Genomic DNA, 22552 nt, shown 5'->3' with positions numbered 1-22552 from the left:
ACCATCCATCGGGAGGACATCGTCATGACACGGACCAGCAAGGTCGTTCTGGTGACCGGCGCGAGCAGCGGGATCGGTGAGGCGACGGCCCTGCGCCTGGCCGCCGACGGCCACCGGGTGTTCCTGGGCGCGCGCCGCACCGACCGCCTGGAGAAGCTGGCCGGGCGGATCACCGCGGACGGGGGCACCGCCGGCTTCCGGCGGCTCGACGTCACCGACGCCGCCGACGTACGGGCCTTCGTGTCGGCCGCCGCCGAGCGCTGGGGCCGCGTGGACGTGATCGTCAACAACGCCGGCGTGATGCCGCTCTCGCCCCTGTCGGAACTGAAGGTGGACGAGTGGGACCGGATGATCGACGTGAACGTCCGCGGGGTGCTGCACGGCATCGCGGCGGCCCTGCCGCTCATGCGGGAACAGGGCGGCGGGCACGTCGTGAACGTCGCGTCGGTCGGCGCGTACGAGGTGGTGCCGACCGCCGCCGTCTACTGCGCGACGAAGTTCGCCGTGCGCGCCCTGTCCGAGGGGCTGCGCCAGGAGTCGGCCGGGGACATCCGGGTCAGCGTGGTCTCCCCGGGCGTGACCGAGTCCGAGCTGGCCGACTCCATCTCCGACCCGCGGGCGCGCGAGGACATGAAGACCTACCGCTCGGTGGCCGTGCCGGCCTCCGCGATCGCCGACGCCATCGCCTTCGCCGTCTCCCGGCCCGCCGAGGTGGACGTGAACGAGATCGTGGTGCGCCCGGCCGCGAGCGCCCAGTAGGCCGCCGGTGGCCGTGGACGCCGTCCGGCCGCCACCGTCCGGACGGGGCTTCCCGGTCCCGTCCGGGCCGTCGGCCAACCGGTGTACAGAAGGGGGCCGTTGCGACGTAGGTTGTGGTCAAGCACCCACGCCTCGGCTGAAAGACGGACCGCACCCATGAGCGACCCCTCGACGACCCCCGGCCACGCCGCGCAGCAGAAGATCGACACGTCTGTGCCGCACTCGGCCCGGATCTGGAACTACTGGCTGGGCGGGAAGGACAACTACCCCGTCGACGAGCAGGCCGGGGACGCGTACACCGCCGTCTTCCCCGGCATCGTCACCATCGCCCGCAGCAGCCGCGCGTTCCTGCGCCGCAACATCACCCACCTGGTCGCCGAGGCGGGCATCCGGCAGTTCCTGGACATCGGCACCGGGCTGCCGACCGCCGACAACACCCACGAGGTCGCCCAGCGCATCGCGCCCGAGAGCCGGATCGTCTACGTCGACAACGACCCGATGGTCCTCGCCCACGCCCGCGCGCTGCTGTACTCCACGCCCGAGGGGGCGACCGCGTACATCGACTCCGACGTGCTCGACCCCGACACCGTCCTCGCGGCGGCCGCCCGGACGCTGGACTTCGACCAGCCCATCGCGCTGATCCTCAGCAACATCCTGGGCCACATCCCCGACTACGACCAGGCGCGTTCCGTCGCCGCCCGGCTCGTCGACGCCCTGCCGTCCGGCAGCTACCTCTCGATCAACGACGGTTCGCGCGGCATCGACCCGGAGTTCGACCGGGCCCAGGACGCCTACAACGAGAGCGGTGCCGCGCCGTACGTCCTGCGCACCGTCGAGCAGATCACGGCGTTCTTCGACGGTCTCGAGCTGGTGGAGCCCGGTGTGGTCCCGGTGACCCAGTGGCGTCCGGACGCGGACACCGACGCCCCGAAGCTCATCGGCGAGCACGGCGGGCTCGCCCGCAAGCCGTGACGTCCTGACCGGCGGCCCGGGGCCGCACCCGGCGGTCCCGGACCGGCTGGTCGAGCCCTGGGTCGGCGAAACGGGGCAGCCGTCCTTCTCACGGCAGATCGCCCAAGCGGACCAGCGGTACGAGAGGCGGGACCAGTACGCCCGGATCGACGCGAACCGGGCCGGTCCGATCCCCGGTGCCCGCTGACCGCCGCCCGTCCGCGGGGCGACGCGCCACAGGGCGGGGTCGCGGGGAAACGAACGCTTCCCCGGGACCCCGCCCTGCTCGGCGATCTCCCGATCAGGCGGGGGTGATGTTCTCCGCCTGCGGGCCCTTCTGGCCCTGGGTGATGTCGAAGGTCACGGCCTGGCCTTCCTGCAGCTCGCGGTAGCCCTGAGCGTTGATGTTGGAGTAGTGCGCGAAGACGTCGGGACCGCCGCCGTCCTGCGCGATGAAGCCGAAGCCCTTTTCAGAGTTGAACCACTTGACAGTTCCGCTGGCCATGCCATTTGCCTTTCAGCCGTTATCGGATCCGCACCGCGCGAACCCGGAGGTGGTCGTCCTGGTCCTCCGGCGTTGCACAGCAAACCGCCCGCACTACGGCGCGGGCGGTCTGGGCGAACCACGACATCTGCTGCTGACGCTACACGGCATGTCCGAGCCTCACCAGTGAGTAAGGGGGGTGAGCGACAACCTTGTTGCCGACCGGAGACCTCGGCCGCCGCCGTGCGGGTCCCCACTGCGCCATCCGGGGGAGACGGCGAGGCGGCCGCACGACGCGGTTCCTGAAGTGGTCTAGCTATGAAGAGTCCACCCACGGAGTCGGAGATCGATATGACCGTCAGGAAAGCGCTGGCCCTGGTGATCGGCGCTGTCATGTGCACCGGCGTGCTGGCCACCGGCTGCACCCGGGAGCCCGCGGGCTCCCCCTCGCAGGACGCGCACGCACCCGGGAGTTCCACGGCCCCGCGCCCCGCTCCCCCGCGCTCCTTCCCCCGCCCCCTGCCCGGGGTCGGTCCGGTCATGCGGGAACGGCTCCCGGAGGGCACCCGGCAGGCCGTGGTGGTCACCGGCGAGGACGAGAGCTCGTCGCGGTCCCGGGTGGTGGTCTACGAGCAGTACCCGGCCGAGGGCTGGCGTGCGGTCGCCGGTCCCTGGCCCGCGCACAACGGCCTGCGCGGCTGGACCGACGACCACGAGGCGGGCGACCTGCACTCGCCCATCGGCGTCTTCGGCCTCAGCGACGCCGGGGGCCGGCTGCCGGACCCGGGCACCCGGCTCCCCTACGACGAGGACCCGGAGTTCTCCGTGTCGGGCACCGGGTACCTGGGCGAGCCCCTGGAGGGGTCGTTCGACTACGTGGTCGCCATCGACTACAACCGGGTGGCCGGCACCACCCCGCTGGACAAGACCCGCCCCCTGGGCGAGGACAAGGGCGGCGGGGTCTGGATCCACGTGGATCACGACGGGCCGACCAACGCCTGCGTGTCCCTGAGCGAGGAGCACATGCGGGCGCTGCTGACCGTCCTGGACCCGGACAAGGAGCCGGTCGTCGTCATGGGCCCGGAGCAGGTCCTGACGCGGTAGGGCGCCCGGGAGAGGCCGCCGCGGGGCGGGCCGGCCCGTAGGCCGTGCTCAGCCGACGGGCGGCATGTCGGTGGGCGCCGAGTCCAGGCCGGGCCTGCGCTCCCGCCAGGCGCCGCGGGTGAAGTCCGGGATCTCGACGGGGCGGCCGCCCCTGGCCAGCGACGTGACGCTGAGCGGGACGGGCGAGCACCAGGCGGCCGAGTCGTAGACGTCGATGTCCGGTACCAGGCCCGCGCGCATCAGCTGCACGGTGCGCCATTGCAGGACGTAGTCCATGCCGCCGTGGCCGCCGTTGTTCGCGGCGTCGTCGCCGACCTTCTGCCACAGCCAGTGGTCGTACTCCTTGCGGTAGCCCTCGAAGTCGCGCCAGGTGTGGCCGCTGTGGTCCGGCTCGATGTAGACGCGGGCGCCGGTCGGGGCGGGTCCGGCGTAGTCCTCGACGATGCCGCGGCTGCCCGCGAGGGTGTTGATCCGGCTGTAGGGCCGGGGCGAACTCACGTCGTGCTCCGCCCGGATCGTCCTGCCCCTCGCCGTTTCGATCATGCAGGTGACCAGGTCACCGTTGATGTAGGTCTCTTTCCAGGACGGGTGGTCGCGCGGGACGAAGCGGGCCCGGTAGTCGGCCAGTCCCTTCGGGGCCGTCGCGGTGGCGCGCAGGGTGGTCATGCGGTCGCCGCGGTTGACGTCCATGGCCGCCGCGATCGGCGCCAGCCCGTGCATGGGGTAGAAGGAGGCGGTGCTGCGGGTGTGCCACAGCCGCCGCCAGGAATCGGTGTAGTAGGTGTCCGAGAAGAGGAGTTCGCGCAGGTCGTGCAGGTAGCCGCCGTGTCCGTTGGTGAGGTCGCCGAACAGGCCGTCGTGCGCCGCCTTCAGCATGGCCAGTTCGTTGCGGCCGTAGTTGCAGTTCTCGGACAGGAGCAGGTGTCTGCGGGTGCGCTCGGAGGTGTCGACGAGGTCCCACAGCTGGCGCAGTTCGGTCGCGATGGGGAGTTCCACGACGGCGTGCCTGCCGCTGAGGAGCGCGGCCCGGCCGTGCTCGTAGTGGAACTCCCAGGGCGTGGCGACGTACACGAGGTCGATGTCGTCGCGGCGGAGCATCCGGGCGTAGGAGTCGGCGGAGCCACCGTACTCGGCGGGGCGCGGGGCGCCCTTGCTCTCCAGGCGGTCGGCGGCGCGTTTGGCCCGGTCGGCGCGGATGTCGCAGACGGCGGTCACGGTGCAGCCGGGCACGGCCGCCCAGCCGGTGATCATGCCGCTGCCCCGGTTGCCGAGGCCGATGACCGCGACGCGGACGGTCCGGTGGGCGGCGAAGGGCACGCCGATCATGGACTTCTGGCCGGGCCCGCGGCGGGGCGCCTGCTCGGCCGCCGCCGACGCGGACGGGGCGGCGGCCCCGATTCCGGCCGCGAGGGCGCCGGTGGCGGCGGCGGAGCCCAGGAGCAGTCGGCGTGAGACAGCGGGCGTTTCGGACATGACGGCAACACTCCTCGTGGCGGTTCGCATCACGGTCGGGGCGCGGTCGGGCAACGTCGGGCTGTCGAACACTTTCGGGGCATGACTCTGCGGCGTCAGCCGAGACATGTCAATACGTGCTCGATACAAAGCCGTTCCGAGCATTTCCGCGCACCCGCGGTGTCGCTACATCCCGTCCTGCACCACCCCGCGCGTGGAGAGCGTGACGGGGCCCTTGGTGGTGAAGTCCCCCGGCGGGATGCCCGGATGGTGCCCCTCGTCCGCGGGCGGTGTCCGGTCGCGCGGCCCCAGGGTGAGCCGGGAGACGATCCGGTAGCGGTCGCCCCGGTAGAGGGAGTGCACGTACTCGACGGGCCGGCCCCGGGTGTCGGTGGTCAGGCGCTCGAAGAGGAGGGCCGGGGACAGTTCGGGCACGTCGAGCAGGTCGGCCTCGGCGCGGGTGACCACGGTGGGTTCGATGGACTGCACGGCCTCGCTGACCCGGACGTCGTGCCGCTCGGCCAGGTGCTCGTAGAGGTCGCCCTGTTCCAGTTCCTCACTGGTCAGGTCCGAGACGAGGTCGGCGGGCACGTGCAGGTACTCGATGGCCATGGGTGAGCCGTCGACCAGGCGCAGGCGGGCCACGTAGTGGATCTGCGCCGCGGGCGACATGCGCAGCTTGCGGCCCACCCGGGCGCCCGCGGGCAGGGTGCGGACCTCCAGGAGCCTGCTGGTCCAGGCGCCGGCGGCCGGCGGGAGGCTGAAGGCCCGGCGGTCGGAGACCAGTTCCTGGGTGATCTTCTCGGCGGCGACGAACATGCCCCGGCCGTGCTCGCGCACCAGCAGTCCGGCGACCACCAGTTCGTCGACCGCGGCACGCAGCGTGGGCCGGGACACGCCGAGTTCGGCGCACAGCGTGCGCTCCGAGGGAATGGCGTCCCCCGGGCGCCGGTCCTCGATGAGTTCCAGGACGGCGTCGCGGACGCGCTCCCGTTTGAGCACCGCACCGGAGGCGGCGGCGTCGATCTCCATGCAGTACTCCCGTAACTGGTCTGCTGGTCAGCCGAGCTTACCTGTCCACCTCGGGCGCGAACCAGCCACTCCACGGGTTCGGTCGGCCGAAAACCCGTACATACGTGAGGGGTTGACGCCCTCATTGGTCCATGCCACCTTCGACCAACGCCAACTGGTAAGTCCAGCGCCCCTTACTGGTCAACTGCGGGTGTGTCGTCCCTTCCAGCTCTCCCAGAGGTGAACCGTGAAGTACCGTTCGCTCGCTCTGCTCTCCACGCTGGTGCTCAGTGCTGCGCTCGCCGCCTGCTCCTCGTCCGGTGGCAGTTCCGACGGCGCGGGAGACGGCGCGACCGGCCTCGACGTCTGGCTCATGCGCGACAGCGTCTCGGCCGGGTTCCAGAAGGAGTTCGAGACGGGCTTCGAGAAGGCCCATCCCGACATCGACGTGAGGATCCAGATCCAGGAGTGGGAGGGCATCGGCGAGAAGGTGACCGCGGCCCTGGCCGGCAACGACGCCCCGGACGTCATCGAGGTCGGCAACACCCAGGTCGCCCAGTACGCCCAGAGCGGCGGCCTCACCGACTTCACGGACCGGGTCGGGGAACTGGGCGGAGCCGACTGGCTGGCGGGGCTCGCGGAGCCGGGGGCGTACGAGGGCAAGCAGTACGGCATCCCGTACTACGCGGCCAACCGGGTCGTCATCCACCGCACCGACCTGTTCGAGAAGGCCGGGATCGATCCCGCGCGGATCAGGACCAGGGACCAGTGGATCGCCGCCACCCGCAAGCTGAACACGGGCGGGACCCAGGGCATCTACCTGCCGGGCCAGAACTGGTACGTGCTGTCCGGCTTCGTCTGGGACGAGGGCGGCGACCTGGCCGTGAAGTCCGGCGGCGAGTGGAAGGGCGGCCTGGACAGCCCCGGGGCACTGCGGGCCATGGACTTCTACCGGCGCCTCCAGGCCCTCGGCAAGGGCCCCAAGGACTCGGACGAGGCCCAGCCGCCGCAGGCCGAGGTGATGGCCAAGGGGCAGGTCGCCCAGATCGTCGCCGTGCCGGGCGGGGCCAAGGTCATCGAGGAGAAGAACCCGGAACTCAAGGGGAAGCTCGGCTTCTTCCCGGTCCCCGGCAAGACCGCCGGCCGTCCGGGCGCCGTCTTCACCGGCGGTTCCGACCTGGTCGTCCCGGCCGTCGCCGCCCACCAGGAGGAGGCGTTCACCCTCATCCGCGAACTGACCGGTGACGCCTGGCAGAAGAAGCTCGCCGTCGCCATGAGCTACGTACCGAACAAGACCACCCTGGCGGGCGCCGTCGCCGACGACCCGGGCACCGCGGCCATGGCGGCCGGCGCCGCGAACGGACACGCCACACCCAACACGCCCCAGTGGGCGGCGGTCGAGGCCAAGAACCCGGTCAAGGAGTACATGACGGCCGTACTCACCGGCGAGGACCCGAAGTCCGCGGCGGCACGGGCCTCCCGGACCATCACCGAGACGCTGGGCAGCGACTCCTGACCGCCGCTGTCCCCGACACCACGAGACCAGGAGGCGACGTGTCGACCGTCCGGGAGCAGAACGTGCCGCGCGGCGCCGCGGGCCGGGGGACCCTCTGGCCGTACCTGCTGGTCGCCCCCGCCGTGCTGGGCATGCTGTACCTGCTGCTCTATCCGCTGGCCCGCGCCGTGCTCATCTCCCTCCAGGACTTCCGGCTGCGGCAACTCATCCTGGGGAACGCCGAGTTCGTCGGGCTGCGCAACTACCGCACGCTGCTCGGCGACCCGGAGTTCTGGGAGGTGGTGCGCCGGACCTTCGCGTTCATGGCGGTCAACGTCGTCGCCATCATGGTGCTGTCCACCTTGGTCGCGCTGATGACCGAGCGGCTCGGGCGGGTGGCCAGGACCGTGGTCCTCAGCTCCCTGGTCCTGGTCTGGGCGGTACCGGTGATCGCGGCCACCACCGTGTTCCAGTGGCTGTTCCACTCCGAGTTCGGCATCGTCAACGAGACGCTCACCGGCCTCGGGTTCGCTTCGTACGAGGGCTATCCCTGGTTCGCGCACGGCGGGACCGCGTTCGGCATCGTGGTGGTGCTGATCGTCTGGCAGTCGGTGCCGTTCGCCGCGATCACGCTCTACTCGGCGCTGGTCACGGTGCCGGCCGAACTGTACGAGTCGGCCCGCATGGACGGCGCCGGGGCCGCCCGCCTCTTCCGTTCCGTCACCTTCCCGCTGATCCGGCCGATCTTCATGCTGGTCCTGTCCCTCGAAGTGATCTGGACGTTCAAGGCGTTCGTGCAGATCTGGGTGATGACCCGCGGCGGGCCGGGCGAGGCCACCACCATCCTGCCGGTGTACGCCGTGCAGACCGCGCTGGCCCACCAGCGCTACGACCTGGGCTCCGCCGCCTCGATGCTCACGGTCCTGCTGATGAGCGGCGTACTGGTCCTCTACTTCCGCCAACTGTTCCGTCAGGAGGGCGAGCAGCCGTGAGCACCCCGCGTTTGCGTCCCCCGGTGCGCCGCGCGCTGCGCCGTCTCCCGCTGCACGCCGCCGCCGCGCTCACCGTGGTGGTCTGCCTGTTCCCCGTGTACTGGATGGTCACGACCGCGTTCAAACCGTCGACGGACATCCAGAGTTACGATCCCCGGCTCGTGCCGAGCGCCTGGACGTTTGAGCACTTCCGCACGGCGGTCGGCGCCGACGGCTTCGCGCTGTTCTGGCGCAACAGCCTCCTGGTCACCCTGAGTGCCGTCCTGCTCGCCCTGCTGGTCGCCCTGGGCGCCGCCTACGCCGTGGCCCGCATGCGCTGGCGCGGGCGCCGGCAGTTCATGCTCGCGGTGTTCGTCGCGCAGCTGGCGCCCTGGGAGTCACTGGTCATCCCGGTCTACATCATCTCCCGCGACACCGGGATGCTCGACCGGCTGCCGACCCTGACCCTGATCTACTTCATGATCACACTGCCGTTCACGGTGGTCGTGCTGCGCGGCTTCATCGCGGGCATCCCGCCGGAGCTGGAGGAGGCGGCACAGGTCGACGGCTGCACCCGGGCCACGGCGTTCCGCAAGGTGGCGTTCCCGCTGCTGGCCCCCGGGCTCATGGCCACCTCGCTGTTCGGCTTCATCACCGCCTGGAACGAGTTCACCTACGCCAACTTCCTCATCATCAAGCAGCAGGACAGCCGCACGCTCCCGGTGTGGCTCTCCTCGTTCCAGTCGACCTTCGGCACCGACTGGGGGGCCACCATGGCGGCGTCCACGCTCTTCGCGCTCCCCGCGCTGATCATCTTCCTCGCCCTGCAACGGCATGTGACGGCCGGGCTGGCCTCGGGCGGCGTCAAGGGCTGACCGGGCCCGCCGTTCCCGCCCCGCTCCGTCCTTCCCACCCCCTCCCCCTCACCTCACGCACCGCCGACCACCGGAGCCGCCCTGTGGACCTGCCACGCCCCGAACTGGCCCTCGTTCCCCGCCCCCGCCGCCTGTCCACCCGCTCCGGCCGCTTCCGCCTCGACGGCACCACCCGGCTGCGGGTCACCCCGGGGGCCGGTGCGGCCGCGACCCTGCTGCGCACCCTGCTCGCCCCGGCCACCGGACTGCGCCTGGACTCCGCGACCGACGGGGCCTTCGTGCTCGCCCTCGACCCGGCGCTGAGCGGGCTTGGCGAGGAGGGGTACGGCCTGACCGTGAGCCCTCAGGGCGCCCTGCTCCGGGCCGCCCGCCCGGCCGGGCTGCTGCGCGGAGTGCAGACGGTGCGCCAACTCCTGCCCTACGACGCCCTGTCCGGGCGGCCGGTGCGCGGGGTGCCGTGGGAACTGCCGGCCGTGGAGATCACCGATGTGCCCCGGCACGCCTGGCGCGGCTCCATGCTCGACGTGGCCCGGCACTTCCAGCCGGTGTCCTATCTGCGGCGCTACGTCGACCTGCTGGCCCTGCACAAGCTGAACGTCTTCCACCTCCACCTCACCGACGACCAGGGCTGGCGGATGCCGGTGGCCGCACACCCGCGGCTCACCGAGGTCGGCGGCCGGCGCGCGGAGTCGATGGTGGGCCCGGCGGGCGGCGACCGGTTCGACGGCGTGCCGCACGGCGGCTCCTACACCCGTGCCGAGCTGCGGGAGCTGGTCGCGTACGCGGCGGAGCGCGGGGTGAGCGTCCTGCCGGAGACCGGCGTGCCGGGGCACGTGCGCGCCGCCCTGGCCGCCTACCCCGAGCTGGGCACCGACCCGGCCCGCCGGCTGGACGTGTGGACGCGCTGGGGCGTGTGCGAGAACGTCCTGGGCACCGGCGACCACGTCCTGGACTTCTTCCGCACCGTCCTGGACGAGGTGATGGACGTCTTCCCCTCGCCGTACGTGCACCTCGGCGGGGACGAGGTCCCCACCACGGAGTGGGAGCTAAGCCCGGCGGCGCGGGCCCGTGCCGCTCGGGAGGGGCTGGCAGGGCCCCGTGCGCTGCATCCCTGGTTCATCGCGCGGCTGTCCGAGCACCTAGTGCGCGCCGGACGCAGGCCGGTGGTCTGGGCCGAGAGCGGCGTCGCCCTCCCCCCGGACTGCACCGTGATGAGCTGGCGCGAACCGGCACACGCCCGGGCGGCGGCCCTGCGCGGCCACCAGGTCGTGCACGCCGACCACCGCGCGACCTACTTCGACTACGCGCGCACCGCGGATCCCGGGGAGCCGCCCGCCCAGCCCGGCGGCGTCGTCGGCCTGCGCGCCGTCCACGACATGGACCTCGCACCGCCGACGCGGGAGACGGCGTCCCGGGTGCTGGGCGCCCAGGGCCAGTTGTGGACGGAGTTCGTGCGCACCCCCGAGCACATCGAGTACCTCACCTTCCCCCGGCTGTGCGCGCTCGCCGACCGGGTCTGGGACGGCACGCCGGACTGGCGGGACTTCACGGCCCGGCTGGCCGGGCACCGCGCCCGCCTGGACGCCCTGGACGTCCCGCACGCCGCCCCGCCGGCCGGTCTCGTCTCCTCGTCGTTCCCCCACGCCACGCACCATCCGTCGACGCTCCCGCGCAGGCGGGAGCCATGCCGAAAGGACCCCGCATGAGAAACCGACCCGCCGTCGGCCGCGCCCGCCTGGCGCTCGCCCTGGCCGTCCTCCTGGGAGGCGGTGCGCTGACCGCACTCCCCGCCCAGGCCGCTCCCGCCGCCGACGGTCTCACCGTCCAGTACCGCACCAGCGCGAGCGGAGCCACCGCGGACCAGACGGAACCCTGGTTCAAGGTCCGCAACACCGGCTCGGCCACCGTGCAGCTGAGCCAGGTGAAGATCCGCTACTACTTCAAGGCGGACTCCCCGAACGCCTCCTACCGCTTCGCGTGCTCCTGGGCGGTGCGCGGCTGCGCCGCCGTCACCGGTACGTTCGGCACGCTGAGCAAGCCGACCGCGACGGCCGACCGCTACCTGGAGGTCGGCTTCACGGCGGCGGCCGGCTCCCTGGCCCCCGGCGCGGACACGGGTGACCTGCAACTGCGCTTCCACCAGAGCACCTGGCAGACGCTGCGGCAGAGCGACGACTACTCCTTCGACGGCGCGCAGACCTCGTACGCGAACTGGGGCAAGGTCACCGCGCAGCTGGCCGGGGCCACCGTCTGGGGTACGGCTCCCGAGGGCAACGACCCCACCGACCCCACCGACCCGACGGACCCGACCGATCCTCCCGGCGGCGGTCAGACCCTCTTCGACGACTTCGCCTACAGCTCGCACACGGACCCCGCGATCTCGGCACACGGCTGGAGCGTGCGCTCCAACTCCGGCGGGCCCGGGGTTCCCGGCGCCACCTGGGACCCGTCGAAGGTCACCTTCGTCTCCGCGGGCGGCAACTCGGTGATGAACCTGGAGACCTCCACGGCCGGCACCGGCGCGTCCACCACGCAGACCGAGGTTCTGACCAAGTCGATGAAGTTCAAGGAGGGCACGTACGCCGCGCGGGTCAAGTTCGCCGACGCGCCCAAGTCCGGGCCCGACGGGGACCACCTGGTGCAGACCTTCTTCACCATCAACGACCTCAAGGCACCGATGGCCGACGACTACGCCGAGTACGACTTCGAGTACCTGCCCAACGGCGGGTGGGGCGAACCGTCGAACATCCTGTACACGACCTCCTGGGAGACCTACAACCCCGATCCCTGGCAGGCCGTCAACCAGCACTCCGAGCAGCGCACCGGCTACGCCGGCTGGCACGACCTGGTGGTGACGATCGACGACGAGGCCATCACCTACTACGTGGACGGGCAGGTGTTCGGCACGCACGGCGCGCAGTACCTGCCGGAGCGGCCGATGTCGATCAACTTCAACCAGTGGCTGATCGACCTGAACGGCCAGACCTCGACGACGCCGCGCGCCTACGACCAGCAGGTCGACTACGTGCTGCACGTCAAGGACCAGGTGCTCACCCCGGCCGAGGTGGCCGCGAAGGTCGCCGGGTACCGCGCCGCCGGTACCGCCTTCGTGGACGAGGTGCCCGCCCCGTGACCCCTGGCGGGGACGGTCAGAACAGCCGCTCCTGACCGGGCGCGGGCCGTCCCCGCCGGCCGCGCGGCCGGGTGCCGGGTTCCGGTGCCGTCTCCCCGAACAGGGGGGCGGTGCCGTACTCGTCGGGCTCGGCCGGGACGGTGGCGGGCCCGGTGCCCACGTTGAGGACCAGCGGGGCGTCCCGGTCGAAGTCGCCCGGCGTCATCGCCACCCAGTCACGGTCCTGCCGCTCTCCCACGCACCGACACCTCTCTCGCGCCGCCCGCCGCGACCACGCGACGCTACCAGCCCCGCGGGAGCCGCGTGATCACGGCTCCCGCCCGGCCCGCATCCATCGTTCCCGGACATCCGGGAACCAACGCATGGTGATTGTTTCTGCGCCGTAGAAGCTCGTTTCGATCATCTTCCTGCATGGCTTCTCTGGTTTCGCACTCTTGACAGGGCCTGGATCCGGTCGATTTACTCCCGATCAACGCCGATGTCGTGTGATCGGCGGCAGAGGTACGCCCAGCCGGTAGCTGGCTCGCGCCAGGAGCCCGGACTGAGTCGCCAGGACGGCCACGCGCCTCCGAGGCGGGGACGTGCCCACCATCCTCCGGAGCTCGAACCATGAGCCGTACACAGGTGCACACCCCCAGGAAGCCGGTACTGGCCGGCATAGGTGCCACCGCCGTTCTCGTCACCGCCGCCGCGCTCGTGCCGGGCAGCACCCCGGCCGAGGCGGCGACCTACAGCCCGCCGCCCGCCCACGCGGGCTTCGACTACCAGATCGGCGGCGCCTACACCCCGCCGGCCGGTGTCAAGGTGGTCAGCCGCGACCACACGGCCTCCCCCGCGCCGGGCCTGTACAACATCTGCTACGTCAACGCCTTCCAGGCCCAGCCCGGCGCCGAGCAGGACTGGGACGACGACCTGCTGCTGCGCGACGCGAACGGCGACGTCGTCTACGACACCGACTGGGGCGAGGCCTTCCTCGACATCCGCACCGCCGACAAGCGCGAGCGTATCGCCGAGAAGGTCGGCACCTGGATCGACGGCTGCGCCGACAAGGGTTTCCAGGCCGTCGAGCCGGACAACTACGACAGCTACACCCGCGCGGGCGACCTGCTGGACGCCGCCGACGCGCAGGGCCTGATCAAGCTGCTGGCGGAGCGCGCGCACTCCGACGGGCTGGCCATCGGGCAGAAGAACACCGTCGAACTGGCCCCGAACCGCGAGCGGAACGGGCTGGACTTCGCGGTCGCCGAGGAGTGCGGCGAGTGGGACGAGTGCGGCGACTACACGGACGCGTTCGGCGACCGGGTGATCGTCATCGAGTACACCGCCAAGGGCCTGTCGAAGGCGTGCGCGGACTTCGGCGACGAGCTGAGCATCGTCCGGCGCGACCTGGACGTGTCGCCGAAGGGCAGCAGCGGCTACCTCCGTGAGACCTGCTGACACCGCCCGACGGCCAGTGAAGTCCTTGGAGGTACAGATGGATGCGGTCCGACGTGCCGCGCGCCCCTCGCGCAGGGGTGTGCTGCGGGCCGGCGGGGGCGCCGCCCTCGCGGCGGTCGCGGGCAGCGCGGTGACCGGCTGCGCGGCCGGCACGGACGACGGCGTCGCGGCCGACGGCACGGTCACCGTGGAGATGTGGCACGGCCAGGCGGACACGGCGAAGAAGGTCCTGGAAGGGCTCGTCGCCGACTTCGAGCGGGCCCATCCGAAGATCAGGGTGAAGCTGGGCGGCGGCGTGCTGTCGGACGTCATGCTGCAAAAGGTGACGGCCGCCCTCGCCGCCGGTTCCTACCCCGACATCGCCTACATCTTCGGGTCGGACCTGGCCCGGGTGGCCCGCAGCCCGCAGGTCGTGGACCTCACCGACGCGGTCGGGTCGGGACCCGTGCCGTGGAAGAACTACTGGGCGGCCTCCAGGGACGCCGTCACGCTCAACGGCAGGGTCAGGGCCGCCCCCGCGGTGCTCGACTCGCTCGCCGTGGTCTGCAACAAGAAGCTCTTCCGCGAGGCCGGGCTGGACCTGCCGAAGGCCGGCTGGACCTGGCGGGACTTCGTCTCCTGCGCGCGCACGCTCACCGAGTCGGGCCGGGGCCGGTTCGGCACCGGCTGGCCGGGCACGGGCGACGAGGACACCGTGTGGCGTCTGTGGCCGCTGATCTGGGACCTGGGCGGCGACGTCGTCGACGACGGGGGCAAGGGCATCGGCTTCGCCGACACCGGTGCCCGGGCGCTTCAGGTGGTGGCCGACCTGGCCCGGGACAAGAGCGTGTACGTCGATCCCAAGCCCGGCAGCGAGCAGATGTACCAGGTGTTCCAGTCCGGCCGCATGGGCATGGTGGTCACCGGCCCGTGGCAGCTGCCCGACATCGAGACCGCCGGGGTCGACTACCACGTCGCTCCCCTGCCCTCCTTCAGCGGACGCCCGGTCACCATCTCGGGTCCGGACACCTGGACGGTGTTCGACAACGGCGAGGCCCGGTCCAAGGCCGCCCGGACCTTCCTGGCCTGGCTGGCCCGGCCCGAGCAGGACGTGCGCTGGGACATCGAGGCCGGCAGCCTCCCGCTCAGCCGCCGCACCGAGGCCCTGCCCGCCTGGCAGGACAAGGTCGCCCGCACCGAGGGCCTGAACGTGTTCACCACGGCGTTGGAGACGGCGCGGGTGCGCCCCGTCCACCCGGCGTACCCGGAGGTCTCGCAGGCCCTGGGACAGGCGATCGTCGCCGTGCTCCTGGGGCGCAGCACCCCCGAGAAGGCGCTGCGTGCCTGCGCCGACGAAGCCAACGCCGCCCTGCTCATTCCGCGTTGAGGAGCCACACCGCCATGCCGCGCCTCCCCCGCCCCATCACCGTCGTGGACCCGCCGCCGGACCCACGGCCACTGCGCCGCAAGCGCCGCCGCGAGACCGCCGCCGCCTGGGCGTTCGTCTCACCGGCGGTCCTGATCGTCCTCGGCCTGAGCATCGTCCCGGTCGTCTGGTCGCTGCTGCTGTCCTTCCAGGCCAGCGACCTGGTCACGCCCAGCCGCTGGGTCGGTCTGGACAACTACCGCGCTCTCGCCCAGGACCCGAACTTCAGCCAGGCGGTCCGCAACACCCTGCTCTACACGGTCCTGTACGTGCCGCTGAGCCTGCTGTTCGGCCTGGCCCTCGCCCTGGTCCTGAACCGGCGCATCCGCCTCGTCGGCCTCTACCGCACCCTGATCTTCGTGCCGTTCGTGCTGTCGGCGACCGCGCAGGGCGTGCTGTTCTCGTTCATCCTGGACCCGGAGTTCGGCGCCGCCAACTCGGTGCTGCACCGCCTCGGCGTCTCGTCGCAGGGCTTCCTGTCCGACCCCTCCCAGGCCCTGCTGGTGCTGGTCGCGATCACCCTGTGGAGCGGCACCGGGTTCTGTGTCGTCGTCTACCTCGCCGCCCTCCAGGACGTGCCGCAGTCCCTGATCGAGGCGGCGCGCCTGGACGGCGCCGGGCGCCGGCACCTGCTGCGCCACGTCACGCTGCCCACGCTCACGCCGGTCACCGTCTTCCTGGTGCTGTGGCAGGCCATCCAGTCCCTCCAGGTGTTCGACCTGGTGTACGTCACCACCAAGGGCGGGCCGCTCGGCTCGACGACGGTGATCGTCTACTTCATCTGGGAGCAGGCTTTCAAGAACGCCACCGCCGGATACGGGGCCTCGGCCGCCTACGTCCTGGCCGTCGCCCTCGCTCTGGTCGCCGGGGCGGTCCGCATCGTCCGGCGTCGGGGACGCCACCGTCTCGAAGGGGCCCGATCATGACGGCGACCTCCGCCCGGCCCGGCACCGCCGCCGGCGCCCACCACGTCGTGCAGGCGCCCGCCGGTGAACGGCGCCGCCCGCGGCTCCCGTTCAGCCCCTGGCACCTGCTGCTCGCGCCGCTCGCCCTGGTCTTCGCCGTGCCGCTGGTCTGGCTGGTGCTCAGCTCGGTGATGAGCAACGCGGAGATCAACCGGTTCCCGCCGGCGCTGTGGCCGTCCGGCATCGACCTCGGCGGCTACCGCTATGTGCTGGGCAACGCGATGTTCCCGCGCTGGTTCGTCAACTCGCTGATCGTCTCCGCCGTCACGGTCGCCGCGAACCTGGTCTTCGGCTCGCTGGCCGGGTACGCCTTCGCCCGGATGCGGTTCGCGGGCTCCCGGGTGCTGATGGGGCTGATGCTGGCCACCATGGCGGTGCCGTTCCAGCTGACCATGATCCCGACGTTCCTGGTGATGAAGAAGCTCGGCCTCATCGACACCCTGGGCGCGTTGATCGTGCCGTCGCTGGTCACGCCGTTCGCGGTGTTCCTGCTGCGGCAGTTCTTCCTCTCGCTGCCCAGGGAGCTGGAGGAGGCCGCCTGGATCGACGGCTGCTCCCGGCTGCGGGTGCTGTGGCGGATCGTGCTGCCGCTGTCCCGTCCGGCGCTGGCCACGGTGGCCGTGCTCACCTTCCTGACCACGTGGAACGACCTGACCTGGCCACTGATCGCCATCAACCACGACACGCAGTACACGCTGCAACTGGGCCTGACCACGTTCCAGGGGCAGCACCACACCCAGTGGGCGGCCGTGATGGCGGGCAACGTCATCACCGTGCTGCCGGTCCTGCTCGCCTTCCTCGGCGCGCAGAAGACCTTCATCCAGTCGATCACCTCCAGCGGACTCAAGGGCTGACCACCCGCCCTCCGTCCGCCGCCACCCGCAACGGAAAGAACCCCGCATGAGCACCGCCCACCCGACCGCACCCAAGATCACCTTCGTCGGAGCCGGCAGCGTCGTCTTCACCCAGGGTCTGCTCGCCGACCTCTTCGCCTTCGACGAGCTGAAGTCCGCGCACATCGCGCTGCACGACATCGACGCGGAGCGCCTGGCCACCGCGCGGGCCGCCGCCGAGTACATCGCCGCCGAGCGCGGTGCCCGTCCGCGCGTCACCGCGCACGCCGACCGCCGCGAGGCCCTGGCCGGCGCCGACTTCGTCATCAACATCGTGCAGGTCGGCATGGGCGAGGCGACCCGGACCGACTTCGAGGTCCCGGCCCGGTACGGACTGCGCCAGACCATCGGCGACACCCTCGGCGTCGGCGGCATCTTCCGCGCCCTGCGCACCTTCCCGCTGCTCAAGGCGCTCGGTCAGGACATCGCCGAGGTCTGCCCGGACGCCTGGCTGCTCAACTACACCAACCCGATGGCGATGAACGTCCAGTACCTCGCCGAGGCGACCGGCCTGACGCGGGTGGTGGGACTGTGCCACTCCGTGTACTGGACCGTCCAGGGCCTGTGCGAGCTGCTGAAGGTCCCCTACGAGGAGGTCACCTACCGGGCCGCGGGCGTCAACCACCAGGCGTGGGTGCTGCGCCTGGAGCACGGGGGCGAGGACCTCCACCCGCGCCTGGACGCCCTGATCGCCGAGGACCCGCAGCTGCGCCGCCGGGTCCGCATGGACATGTACCGACGGCTCGGCCACTACCCGACGGAGACCAGCGAGCACTCCTCCGAGTACGTCCCCTGGTACCTGCACCACGACAGCGAGATCGACCGGCTGCGGCTGCCCGTCGGTGCCTATCTGGGCATCGTGGACGAGAACGTGGCCGAGTACGAGCGCACCCGCGACGCGCTGGCGTGCGGGGCGCCGCTCACGGTCGAGGGCACCATGGAGTACGCGCCGCAGATCATCCACAGCATGGTGACCGGCACGCCCCGCACGGTCTACGGCAACGTGCCGAACCACGGGCTGATCGAGAACCTGCCGGCCCGGGGCACCGTCGAGGTGCCGTGCCTGGTCGACTCCGCGGGCCTCCAGCCCACCCGCGTCGGCGCGCTGCCCCCGCAGCTGGCGGCCCTCAACCGGGCCTACCTCAGCACCACCGACCTGGTGGTGCGGGCGGCGACGGAGGACGACCCGCGGCACATCAGGCACGCCGCGATGACCGACCCGGCGACGGCGGCGACGCTCAGGGTCGAGGAGATCTGGCAGCTGTGCGACGACATGGTCCGTGCGCACGGGGACCGGCTGCAACCGGGACTGCGGGGCGCACTGGCCCTCTGAGCGGACCGCCGCGCGGCGGCACTGGCGCGGCCCCGCGTACGGGGGAGAACGCGGGGCCGCACCTGCAAGCTATCGGAGTAGTGGTCCGCCTGCCAGACCCGGCGCCCTCCGGCCGGAGCGCACCTTCCCCGCCCGTCCGCCACCGGCGCCCGTCTCTCAGGGCTTTCACCGGGTGGCTTCACCCGACCGGCGGGCAGGAGCGTCGGCGGGAGCGGGGGGGCGCGCCGGAACGGCGCGCGCTGCGGGGCGGGCCGTGCGGGGCCCACACTGAGGTCATGGGTTACCCCGATCCGCCGCCGGCGGCGGTGTCACGGCGTTTTCCCGACGGGCCGGCGAGCGTGGCGGCGGCCCGCCGGTTCGTGTGCGCCGCGCTGGACGGTGCCCCTTCGGACCTGGTGGGAACGGCCCAGCTCCTGGTCAGCGAGCTGGTCACCAACGCGGTGCTGCACGCGCGCACCGAGGTCGAGGTGAGCGTGGCCCGCCTGGACGGCCGGGTGCGGGTGCGGGTCGGTGACCGGCGGCCGAGCCGTGGACTCGTACCGCAGCGCTGCTCGCCGTACTCCGGTACGGGGCAGGGACTGGCGCTGGTGGAGCAGCTGGCCTCCCGGTTCGGGGTGGACGGCGGCGACGCGGGCAAGACGGTGTGGTTCGAGCTGTGGCACGACGGTCCCCCGCCGCCGCCGGCCGGGTGGGAGACCAGCGTGCCGCCGCGGTCCGCCGACCGGACGGTGACGCTCGTCGACCTGCCGACCGCCCTGGAGTTCGCGGGCCGGCAGCACCGGCACGCGGTGCTGCGCGAGCTGACCCTCGCCGCGTCGGCGGGCGACCCCCTCGGGGTGCCGTCCGAGGACCTCGTGGCGGCCAACGACGTCAACAACGTGATCAGCGCCGGTGTGGCGGCCGCGCTGGCGGAGCCGGGCCCCGAGTCCGGTCTGCGCACCCTGGCCCTCCCCCTGCCGGCCGCCGCCCTGCCCGCGGTGCGGGCACTGCGCCGCGTACTCGGCCTGGCCGAGGCGCGGGCGCGGGAGGAACGGCTGCTCACGCTCCCGGCCCTGCCGCGCGGGCGGGCCTTCCAGGACTGGCTCTTCGACGAGATCGCCGGGCAGCTGTCCGGCGGCCGGCCCACCGCGTGGACCATGGTCCCCCGCCCGCCGGAGGTCAGCTCCGCCGAGCTCGTCCCGTGGGACGTCGGCCAGGTGCGGGCCAGCCGGATGCCGACCGTCGCCGCCGACGAGGGCAACCGGATCGTGGCGGCCAACGGGGCCGCGGCGGACCTGCTGGGCTGGGACCCGGACGACCTGGTCGGGCGCCGGCTCAGCACCCTCGTCCCCGAGCATCTGCGCGAGCGGCACACGGCGGCGTTCACCTCGATGCTGCTCACCGGCCGCACCCGCATCGTGGGGCGCTCGGTGCCGCTTCCGGCGCTGCACCGTGACGGCAGGCTGGTCCCGGTGCGGCTGTACATCCAGACGCAGGAGACGGCCGACGGCCGCACCGTCTTCGTCGCCCAGCTGGTCCCGCGGGCGGCCACGTTCCTGGGCGGTCCCCGCACTCCCGGCAGGATCCAGGAGGCGGCCCTCGGGGAGCCCGACGGGGGCCGGTCACCGGCCGTTCCGGAGGCCGGTGGCGGCACGGACGGGGCCAGGGCCGGTGCCCGGGGCGGCATGACGGCGCTGGAGCGACTCACCCTCCTGGCCGAACTCGCGGCGCAGCTCAACAACACACTGGACCTGGACGAGGGGTTGCAGCGTGTCGGTCGGCTCCTGACGCGGCAGCTGGCCGACTGGTGCGTGGTGGACCTGTTCACCGCCGACGCCCGGGTGGACCGGGTCTGTGTCGTCCACCGGGACCCCCGGGCCCTGCGCCCGGGGGCGTACGAGGGGACGCTCTCGGAGGTCTCCGACCGGTCGCGGGGGCCGCTGGCCCGGGTGCTGCGCGGCGCCGGGCCGCTCCTGCTGACCGACGCACCGCAGCCGGGCCAGACCGCGAGCGCGCTGGACCGGGCGTATGTCGACCTGTTCCGGGAGCTGGGGGCTAGCAGCGCCGTCGTCGCTCCGCTGCGGGCCCGCCGCAAGATCTTCGGCGCCCTGACCCTGGCCCGCGCGTCCGGCGGGCCGCCGTTCACGGAGGAGGACCTCACGCTGGTCGACGACCTGGTGCACGGTCTCGCGCTGGGGGTGGACAACACCCGTCTGTACCAGGACACCCGCTCCATCGCCGAACGGCTCCAGCGTTCGCTGCTGCCGGTGCTGCCCGAGGTGGAGGGTCTGCGGCTGGCCGCCCGCTACGCCGCCTCCTCGACCACCGCGCAGGTCGGCGGGGACTGGTACGACAGCTTCGTCCTGCGCGGCGGGGACACCGCGCTGGTCATCGGCGACGTCACGGGGCACGACCTCGACGCGGCCATCGCGATGAGCCAGTTGCGCAGCATGCTCCGCGGCATCGCGGTGGACCGCGAGGAGCCGCCCGCAGAGGTGCTGCGCCGGCTGGACCTGGCGAACCACAGTCTCCACCAGGAGGCGACCGGCACCTGCGTCTACGGCCTGATCAAGGGACCGCCCGAGGGCCCCTGGGAGCTGACGCACTCCTCCGCCGGCCATCCGCCGCCGCTGCTCACCACCCGGGACGGCCGGACCCGCTACCTCGAGGGCGGCGCCGGCCTGCTGCTCGGCATGGACCCCTACGCGGTCCGCGGCACGGCCCGTGACGCGCTGCCGGCCCACTCCACGCTCCTGCTGTACACCGACGGCCTCGTCGAGCGCCGGGACGAGCCCCTCGACGAGGCCCTGGACCGGCTGCGCCGGCACGCCGCCGACCTGGCCCGCGAGCCCCTCGACACGTTCTGCGACGAGCTGCTGATCGGCCTGGGGGCGGACAGCGCGGACGACATCGCGGTCCTCGCCGTCCGCCCCTCCCCGCCCTCGGCCGTGCGGCCCGGGACGCCCCGGGGGTGACGGCCGGGGCAGGCCGTCGTCCGTGTGCCCCGGGGGGGGCGACGGGCGCCGGGTGCCGTGCCCGTTCGGGCATCACCTGCTGCCTCCACGGCTCCTGACGCCGGTACGGGAGTGGCGATAGCGTCCCCTCGTGAGCATCACGTCCCGGCGAGCGGCCAGATGAACGACGAGCGGCTGACCGTGGCGCGGACGCCCGACGGCACGGACGGCACCCGGCCGGACCAGTCCGACCAGCCGGGCCGGCCGGAGCAACCGGAGCAGCCCCGCAGGCGAAAGCGCCGCGGACCGGGGCCCTTCACCCTGTTGCTGCTGCCGGGGCTGCTGACCGTCACCGGGGTGGCCGCCTTCCTCGCGCTGGGCGGGCTGCCCGACCCGTGGCCGAACGACTCCGACACCGGCGCGTCCGCCGGGGCCGACATCGATCCCTCCTACGTCCCGTGGCTGCGCAAGGCCGCCTCGGCCTGCACCGTCCTCGAGCCGTCCGTGCTCGCCGCGCAGATCGACCAGCTCTCGGGCTGGGTCGACGACTCCGACGAACTCTCGGGCCAGAAGGGCATCGCCGCCTTCACCGACAGCGAGTGGCGGACCTGGGGCAAGGACGACGACGGCAACGGGACGTCCTCGCCCCGCGACCCGGCGGACGCCATCATGGCGCTGGGCCGGCGGGACTGCTCGCTGGCGAAGAAAGTCACCGAACTGCGCACCGAGGGCCGGGTCAGCGGCGACCTCGTGGAGCTGACCCTGGCCGCGTACGCCGCGGGACCGGACGCCGTGACCGAGGCGGGGCGCGTCCCCGCGGGGGCGAAGACGTACCTCGACGAGGTCCAGGCCCTGCTGCCGCGGTACGAGGCACTCGACCGGGAGGGCTCCGGCCCCGGCGCGGGCGGGCCCGCGGGCGCCCTGCTCACCGCGCCGGTGAGCCCGCTCACCGTCACCTCGCCCTTCGGGTCGCGGGAGCACCCGCTGACCGGGGTGACCAAGCTGCACACCGGCGTGGACTTCGCCGCCCCGCAGGGCGCGCAGGTCGCGGCGGCACGGCGGGGCCGCGTCGTGTTCGCCGCGCTCACCAGCGCCTACGGCAACCGCATCGTGATCGACCACGGGACCATCCAGGGCAAGCGGGTGGAGACGACCTACAGTCACCTCTCCGCCCTGGGCGTGGCCGTGGGACAGACCGTGGAGGCCGGGACCCCGATCGGACGGGTCGGCTCCACCGGTCTGTCCACCGGCCCCCACCTGCACTTCGAGGTCATCCTCGACGGGTACTACACCGATCCGCGCCCCTGGCTGCCCGCGTAGGGGTTTGATCCGGCGGATCGTGTCGAAGACC

Annotated in this window: 19 protein-coding genes and 1 pseudogene; 16 read left to right on the top strand and 4 right to left on the bottom strand. The window is 72.5% G+C overall.

All coding sequences use genetic code 11. The annotated features are described in order from the left end of the window. Positions 1 to 24: 24 nt before the first annotated feature. The 3 genes and pseudogenes from ACIRGB_RS21655 to ACIRGB_RS21645 all read left to right on the top strand — a co-directional run. Complete coding sequence (locus ACIRGB_RS21655; RefSeq protein WP_403867386.1) at positions 25 to 759, top strand: SDR family oxidoreductase; 735 nt, start codon at positions 25 to 27, stop codon at positions 757 to 759. 156 nt (positions 760 to 915) lie between these two features. Next, entirely contained in the window at positions 916 to 1731 is an 816-nt protein-coding gene (locus ACIRGB_RS21650; protein ID WP_403867383.1) for an SAM-dependent methyltransferase, read from the top strand. A gap of 7 nt (positions 1732 to 1738) precedes the next feature. Next, a pseudogene (locus tag ACIRGB_RS21645) lies at positions 1739 to 1882 on the top strand (alpha/beta hydrolase); the annotation flags it as partial. Positions 1883 to 2011: 129 nt separating this feature from the next. Here the strand turns inward: ACIRGB_RS21645 and ACIRGB_RS21640 are convergent. Then, positions 2012 to 2215, bottom strand: a complete 204-nt coding sequence (locus ACIRGB_RS21640) for a cold-shock protein (RefSeq protein WP_003978336.1) — start codon at positions 2213 to 2215, stop codon at positions 2012 to 2014. Between the two features lie 330 nt (positions 2216 to 2545). On the opposite strand from ACIRGB_RS21640, the gene ACIRGB_RS21635 reads away from it, so the two are divergent. Then, on the top strand, positions 2546 to 3298 hold the full coding sequence (locus ACIRGB_RS21635; RefSeq protein ID WP_403867380.1) for a hypothetical protein: 753 nt from the start codon (positions 2546 to 2548) through the stop codon (positions 3296 to 3298). 48 nt (positions 3299 to 3346) lie between these two features. Here ACIRGB_RS21635 and ACIRGB_RS21630 read toward each other — a convergent pair whose 3' ends face one another. Both ACIRGB_RS21630 and ACIRGB_RS21625 read right to left on the bottom strand, forming a co-directional pair. Next, the gene (locus ACIRGB_RS21630; RefSeq protein WP_403867377.1) at positions 3347 to 4771 is read right to left on the bottom strand and encodes a Gfo/Idh/MocA family protein; all 1425 of its coding nucleotides are present in this window, start codon (positions 4769 to 4771) and stop codon (positions 3347 to 3349) included. Between the two features lie 165 nt (positions 4772 to 4936). Then, positions 4937 to 5782 carry a GntR family transcriptional regulator gene (locus tag ACIRGB_RS21625; RefSeq protein WP_403867374.1) on the bottom strand — a complete coding sequence of 282 codons (846 nt, stop codon included), beginning with the start codon at positions 5780 to 5782 and terminating at the stop codon, positions 4937 to 4939. Between the two features lie 226 nt (positions 5783 to 6008). Between ACIRGB_RS21625 and ACIRGB_RS21620 the strand changes: the two genes are divergently transcribed. The 5 genes from ACIRGB_RS21620 to ACIRGB_RS21600 all read left to right on the top strand — a co-directional run bounded on the left by ACIRGB_RS21620 (position 6009) and on the right by ACIRGB_RS21600 (position 12235). Then, entirely contained in the window at positions 6009 to 7277 is a 1269-nt protein-coding gene (locus tag ACIRGB_RS21620; RefSeq protein ID WP_403867371.1) for an extracellular solute-binding protein, read from the top strand. 38 nt (positions 7278 to 7315) lie between these two features. Further along, a complete protein-coding gene (locus ACIRGB_RS21615; RefSeq protein WP_403867368.1) occupies positions 7316 to 8248 on the top strand; it encodes a carbohydrate ABC transporter permease in 933 nt (310 codons plus the stop codon). Continuing rightward, the gene (locus tag ACIRGB_RS21610; protein WP_403867365.1) at positions 8245 to 9102 is read left to right on the top strand and encodes a carbohydrate ABC transporter permease; all 858 of its coding nucleotides are present in this window, start codon (positions 8245 to 8247) and stop codon (positions 9100 to 9102) included. The genes ACIRGB_RS21615 and ACIRGB_RS21610 overlap by 4 nt, the downstream gene beginning before the upstream one ends. Positions 9103 to 9185: 83 nt before the next feature. Beyond that, positions 9186 to 10808 (top strand): beta-N-acetylhexosaminidase, encoded by a 1623-nt coding sequence (locus tag ACIRGB_RS21605; protein ID WP_403867362.1) that lies wholly within the window; start codon positions 9186 to 9188, stop codon positions 10806 to 10808. Then, positions 10805 to 12235: a cellulose binding domain-containing protein gene (locus ACIRGB_RS21600; RefSeq protein ID WP_403867359.1), complete on the top strand. Its 1431-nt coding sequence runs from the start codon at positions 10805 to 10807 to the stop codon at positions 12233 to 12235. The genes ACIRGB_RS21605 and ACIRGB_RS21600 overlap by 4 nt, the downstream gene beginning before the upstream one ends. A gap of 16 nt (positions 12236 to 12251) precedes the next feature. Here ACIRGB_RS21600 and ACIRGB_RS21595 read toward each other — a convergent pair whose 3' ends face one another. Continuing rightward, positions 12252 to 12473, bottom strand: a complete 222-nt coding sequence (locus ACIRGB_RS21595; RefSeq protein ID WP_403867356.1) for a hypothetical protein — start codon at positions 12471 to 12473, stop codon at positions 12252 to 12254. Positions 12474 to 12844: 371 nt separating this feature from the next. Here ACIRGB_RS21595 and ACIRGB_RS21590 point away from each other — a divergent pair, with 371 nt between their 5' ends. The 7 genes from ACIRGB_RS21590 (at position 12845) to ACIRGB_RS21560 (ending at position 22521) form a co-directional block, all read left to right on the top strand. Continuing rightward, positions 12845 to 13672, top strand: a complete 828-nt coding sequence (locus ACIRGB_RS21590; RefSeq protein ID WP_403867353.1) for an endo alpha-1,4 polygalactosaminidase — start codon at positions 12845 to 12847, stop codon at positions 13670 to 13672. Between the two features lie 37 nt (positions 13673 to 13709). Beyond that, positions 13710 to 15038: an ABC transporter substrate-binding protein gene (locus tag ACIRGB_RS21585; protein ID WP_403867350.1), complete on the top strand. Its 1329-nt coding sequence runs from the start codon at positions 13710 to 13712 to the stop codon at positions 15036 to 15038. A 14-nt stretch (positions 15039 to 15052) separates the two neighbouring features. Further along, a complete protein-coding gene (locus ACIRGB_RS21580) occupies positions 15053 to 16003 on the top strand; it encodes a carbohydrate ABC transporter permease (RefSeq protein WP_403867347.1) in 951 nt (316 codons plus the stop codon). Then, a complete protein-coding gene (locus ACIRGB_RS21575; protein ID WP_403867344.1) occupies positions 16000 to 16896 on the top strand; it encodes a carbohydrate ABC transporter permease in 897 nt (298 codons plus the stop codon). The genes ACIRGB_RS21580 and ACIRGB_RS21575 overlap by 4 nt, the downstream gene beginning before the upstream one ends. 46 nt (positions 16897 to 16942) lie before the next feature. Continuing rightward, positions 16943 to 18268, top strand: a complete 1326-nt coding sequence (locus ACIRGB_RS21570; protein WP_403867341.1) for an alpha-glucosidase/alpha-galactosidase — start codon at positions 16943 to 16945, stop codon at positions 18266 to 18268. Positions 18269 to 18543: 275 nt separating this feature from the next. Further along, the gene (locus ACIRGB_RS21565; protein WP_403867338.1) at positions 18544 to 21222 is read left to right on the top strand and encodes a SpoIIE family protein phosphatase; all 2679 of its coding nucleotides are present in this window, start codon (positions 18544 to 18546) and stop codon (positions 21220 to 21222) included. A gap of 159 nt (positions 21223 to 21381) precedes the next feature. After that, positions 21382 to 22521, top strand: a complete 1140-nt coding sequence (locus ACIRGB_RS21560) for a M23 family metallopeptidase (RefSeq protein ID WP_403867335.1) — start codon at positions 21382 to 21384, stop codon at positions 22519 to 22521. The last annotated feature ends 31 nt before the right edge of the window (positions 22522 to 22552 follow it).

This window comes from Streptomyces sp. NPDC102490, assembly GCF_044765285.1.
GTDB lineage: Bacteria > Actinomycetota > Actinomycetes > Streptomycetales > Streptomycetaceae > Streptomyces.
This window is presented reverse-complemented; position numbering and strand designations above follow the sequence as displayed.

Bases quoted from the DNA above. Each gene is read 5' to 3' on its own strand.
- ACIRGB_RS21655 (WP_403867386.1), top strand. From the start codon at position 25: ATGACACGGACCAGCAAGGTCGTTCTGGTGACCGGCGCGAGCAGCGGG.
- ACIRGB_RS21650 (WP_403867383.1), top strand. From the start codon at position 916: ATGAGCGACCCCTCGACGACCCCCGGCCACGCCGCGCAGCAGAAGATC.
- ACIRGB_RS21640 (WP_003978336.1), bottom strand. From the start codon at position 2,215: ATGGCCAGCGGAACTGTCAAGTGGTTCAACTCTGAAAAGGGCTTCGGC.
- ACIRGB_RS21635 (WP_403867380.1), top strand. From the start codon at position 2,546: ATGACCGTCAGGAAAGCGCTGGCCCTGGTGATCGGCGCTGTCATGTGC.
- ACIRGB_RS21630 (WP_403867377.1), bottom strand. From the start codon at position 4,771: ATGTCCGAAACGCCCGCTGTCTCACGCCGACTGCTCCTGGGCTCCGCC.
- ACIRGB_RS21625 (WP_403867374.1), bottom strand. From the start codon at position 5,782: ATGGAGATCGACGCCGCCGCCTCCGGTGCGGTGCTCAAACGGGAGCGC.
- ACIRGB_RS21600 (WP_403867359.1), top strand. From the start codon at position 10,805: ATGAGAAACCGACCCGCCGTCGGCCGCGCCCGCCTGGCGCTCGCCCTG.
- ACIRGB_RS21590 (WP_403867353.1), top strand. From the start codon at position 12,845: ATGAGCCGTACACAGGTGCACACCCCCAGGAAGCCGGTACTGGCCGGC.
- ACIRGB_RS21585 (WP_403867350.1), top strand. From the start codon at position 13,710: ATGGATGCGGTCCGACGTGCCGCGCGCCCCTCGCGCAGGGGTGTGCTG.
- ACIRGB_RS21580 (WP_403867347.1), top strand. From the start codon at position 15,053: ATGCCGCGCCTCCCCCGCCCCATCACCGTCGTGGACCCGCCGCCGGAC.
- ACIRGB_RS21575 (WP_403867344.1), top strand. From the start codon at position 16,000: ATGACGGCGACCTCCGCCCGGCCCGGCACCGCCGCCGGCGCCCACCAC.
- ACIRGB_RS21570 (WP_403867341.1), top strand. From the start codon at position 16,943: ATGAGCACCGCCCACCCGACCGCACCCAAGATCACCTTCGTCGGAGCC.
- ACIRGB_RS21565 (WP_403867338.1), top strand. From the start codon at position 18,544: ATGGGTTACCCCGATCCGCCGCCGGCGGCGGTGTCACGGCGTTTTCCC.
- ACIRGB_RS21560 (WP_403867335.1), top strand. From the start codon at position 21,382: ATGAACGACGAGCGGCTGACCGTGGCGCGGACGCCCGACGGCACGGAC.